Below are 3,210 nucleotides of genomic sequence, written 5' to 3'. Positions count from 1 at the left end.
GCCGGGGGCGGCGGCTCGGGCACCGGCGCGGGCGGCGGCGGCAGATCCGCCTGCGGTGCCGCCGCCGGGACGGCCGGCGCCGGCGGTACCGGGGCCCCGGTCCCGGGCCACGACGGGCCCGGATCGAGCTGGGTGTTGAACGCCTCGCGGTCGAGCTGCGTCGCCGGCTCCACCGGCCACACCGGCGCCGGCCGCCGCGCGGCCGCCGGACGCTCGGTGTCGGCGGTCGTCTCCGGCCACGCGGCGGCCGGTGCCGGGACCTCGTCCGCGCCCGGTGCCGGGACGGACGGGGACGGGACCGGCGGGGCAGGCGGGGCCGGCGGCGGCGCGATCCTCGGCGGCGGAGCGTCCGCGGCGAACGGGTCGGCGGGCCGCGGCGCCTTCGCGGCGGCCGGCTCCCGCCCGGGCGGAGCAGGTGGGGCGGGCGGCTCGTTCCGCACGCCGAACGGGTCGGACGGCGCGGGCGGCCCCGGAGGCGGCCCCTGCGGCAGGCCCGGCCCCAGCGCGGAACCCGCGCCCGGCGCCCCCGCCGGACCGAACGCCCCCGGCGGACCGGGCGGGACCGGGGGAGCCGACGGGGGTTCCACGGGCGCCACCGCGGGTGGCGGGCCCGGCGCCTGCTGCTGCGGCTCGGGCACCGGCGCGACCGGCTGGTCGGCGCCGGTCACCGCCCGCTCGGCCGCCATGTGGGCGCGCGCGGCCTTGATGATGTCCCACGCCGACAGCTCGTCGGTGGACGGCGGGGTGTGCATCGCCGGGGACGTCAGCTCCGCCGCGACCGCCTGCGGCACCGCGAACCCCGTCGAGGGCGGCGGGACCTGCGCGAGCCGGCACCAGGTCAGCCCGAGGGTGTAGGTGGTGGCCAGCAGCGCCGCCAGCGCGTCGGCGTCGGTGCCGCGCAGCGCCTCGGGCAGCCGCCCGTCGCGCGGCCACAGCGCGCGCAGCGGATGCGCCGGATCCGACAGCACCGCCTGCAGCGTCCGGGCGCTGTCGGGGTCGAGCCAGCGCTGCAGCGCGGCCAGCGCGTTCGGCGCCGCCTGCAGGTCGGCGGCCAGCACCGCGACCCCGGCGCGGCGCACCTCGTCATGGCCGCGGCCCCCCGTCGCGGCGGGCCGCGGGCCGGTCAGCCCGGCGACGATCTCCTGAAGGTCGTACAGGGCGAGCCGCAGGTACTCCCCGGGCGCGGTGTCGCGCACCATCGGCGTGGCGTGCTCGGCCGGGCACCGGCGCCGCCACTCCTGGACGATCGCCTCCGGCCCGTACCGGACGGTGGCCATGTCCTGGTTGACCATCCGCAGCGACGCCGCCGTCACCGCCGCCAGCGCGTCGGCGCCCGGCCGGAACCGCGGATCGGCCTGCAGCCCCGCCGCCACCTCGTACATCACGCGCGCGATGTGCGCGGCGCCGCCGCCGTCGCCCGCGCCGAGCCGGTTGACGTAGTAGCCGGCGAGCGTGCCGAAGTCGGGCGGCATCATCCAGTGCAGCTGCTCGGCCGAGGTCGTCAGGAACGGCACGAACGACTCGATCAGGGGATGTTCGGTCAGCACCACCGGCGAGCCCGCGCACCACAGCAGCGCCCCCCACGCGGCGGCGACGGTGCTGGGCGTGCCCGGCTGGAACATCGGGTCGCGCTGGGCGAACTGCGCCGGGTTCACCGCCAGCGCGGTCGTCAGCGACTGCGAGATGCGCGCCACCACCGCGGTGTCGGGGACCGGGCCGAGGAACCCCAGCGGCGCCACCCGCCCGGCCGACAGGTCGGGCCCGGTCGGGAACAGCTGCGGCGGCACCGGCGGGGTGCCCGCGCCGTGCGGCGCCGGGACCGCCACGCGCCGGTCCTCGTGGCCGGCCGGGGGAGGGCAGGGATGCCAGCTGCCGTCCAGGCCGCACCGGTACCAGCGGCCCCACGCGCCGTACAGCCACCACTCCCCGGCGCCCCACAGCATGCGCGCGGCGACCTGCGCGGCGCGCTCCTGCGGCGGGGCGGTGCGCCACCACGGGGAGGCCACCAGCTCCCGCACGTTGCCCTCGACCGCCGCGAACAGGTCCCCGCTCGGCCCGCCTCCGGTTCCACCGGGTCCCGCCCCGGCCGCCTGCCAGCTCACCCGGCGAATCCTAGTCCTCCCGGACGGTCCGCCCGGCACCACCGCGACCGGTCCGTGACCTCCCCATCGACGCGTAAGGAGTGTTATGGCATGATGCTCATGTCCAAGTGTGATGGAGGCCCCGGCGGGACAGGAAGGGTGCGGGAGTGGCGCGCGACGATGCGGCGCGGACGCGCGCCTGGGGCGTGGGTCTGACGGTGTCCTCCTCCATCTGCTTCGGCGCCTCGGGACCGTTCGGCAAGGCGCTCATCGAGGCGGGCCTGAGCCCCCTGCAGGCGGTGTGGCTGAGGATCGCGGTGGCGGCCGCGGTGCTGGCCCCGCTCGTCCCGCTGCTTCGCGGACGGTCCGCCGCGCGCGGCCTGCGCCCCCACCTGGGGAGCCTGGCCCTCAACGGCCTCACCGGCGTCGCCGGCTGCCAGGCCTGCTACTACCTCGCCGCGTCCCGGCTGCCCGTCGGCGTGGCGATCCTGCTGGAGTTCAGCGGCCCCGTCATCGTGCTGGCGTGGCTGCGCCTGGTCCGCCGCACCCCCGTCCACCGCACCGCCGTCACCGGCGTCGTGATCGCCATGGCCGGGCTCGCGCTGGTCGTCCAGCTGTGGACGGGCCTGAGCCTGGACCCGCTCGGCCTGGCCGCCGGGATCGGCGCCGCCGCCTGCCAGGCCGGCTACTTCCTGCTCGTCGACCGGCTCACCGGCCGGGTCGACCCGCTCGTGCTCACCGCCACCGGCATGGTGGTCGCCACCGCCGCGCTCACCGCGATCGCCGCCCCCTGGGCCCTGCCCTGGGACGTCCTGCGCGCCCCCGTCCCGGTCGGCGGCCACACCGCGCCCGGCTGGACGCTCGTCGCCTCGATCGCGCTGATCAGCACCGTCCTGGCCTACCTCACCGGCGTCGCGGGCCTGCAGCGGCTGTCGGCCCAGGTCGGCGGGGCGATCTGCTACACCGAGGCGGTCGCCGCCACCCTCATCGCCTGGGCCGTGCTCGACGAGCGGCTCACCACGGCCCAGACCGTCGGCGGCGCCATCGTGCTGGCCGGCGCCTACATCGCCCAGCGCGCCGCCGTCCAGCGCCCGCCCCCGCCCCTGCACGTGGCCGCCGTCAGCCCCGA

2 protein-coding genes are annotated in these 3,210 nt (G+C 78.7%); one reads left to right on the top strand and one right to left on the bottom strand.

The window, feature by feature from the left end; genetic code table 11:
* A partial coding sequence (locus E1298_RS49045; protein ID WP_165975976.1) for a hypothetical protein occupies positions 1 to 2,102 on the bottom strand: 2,102 nt, incomplete at its 3' end.
* A 146-nt stretch (positions 2,103 to 2,248) separates the two neighbouring features.
* Between E1298_RS49045 and E1298_RS45505 the strand changes: the two genes are divergently transcribed.
* On the top strand, positions 2,249 to 3,210 hold a 962-nt coding region (locus tag E1298_RS45505), incomplete at its 3' end, for an EamA family transporter (protein WP_131903585.1).

It is taken from the genome of Actinomadura rubrisoli (assembly GCF_004349215.1).
GTDB classification, from domain to species: Bacteria; Actinomycetota; Actinomycetes; order Streptosporangiales; family Streptosporangiaceae; genus Spirillospora; species Spirillospora rubrisoli.
Note: the sequence above shows the minus strand (reverse complement) of the source record. Positions and strands in the feature narration are given on the sequence as shown.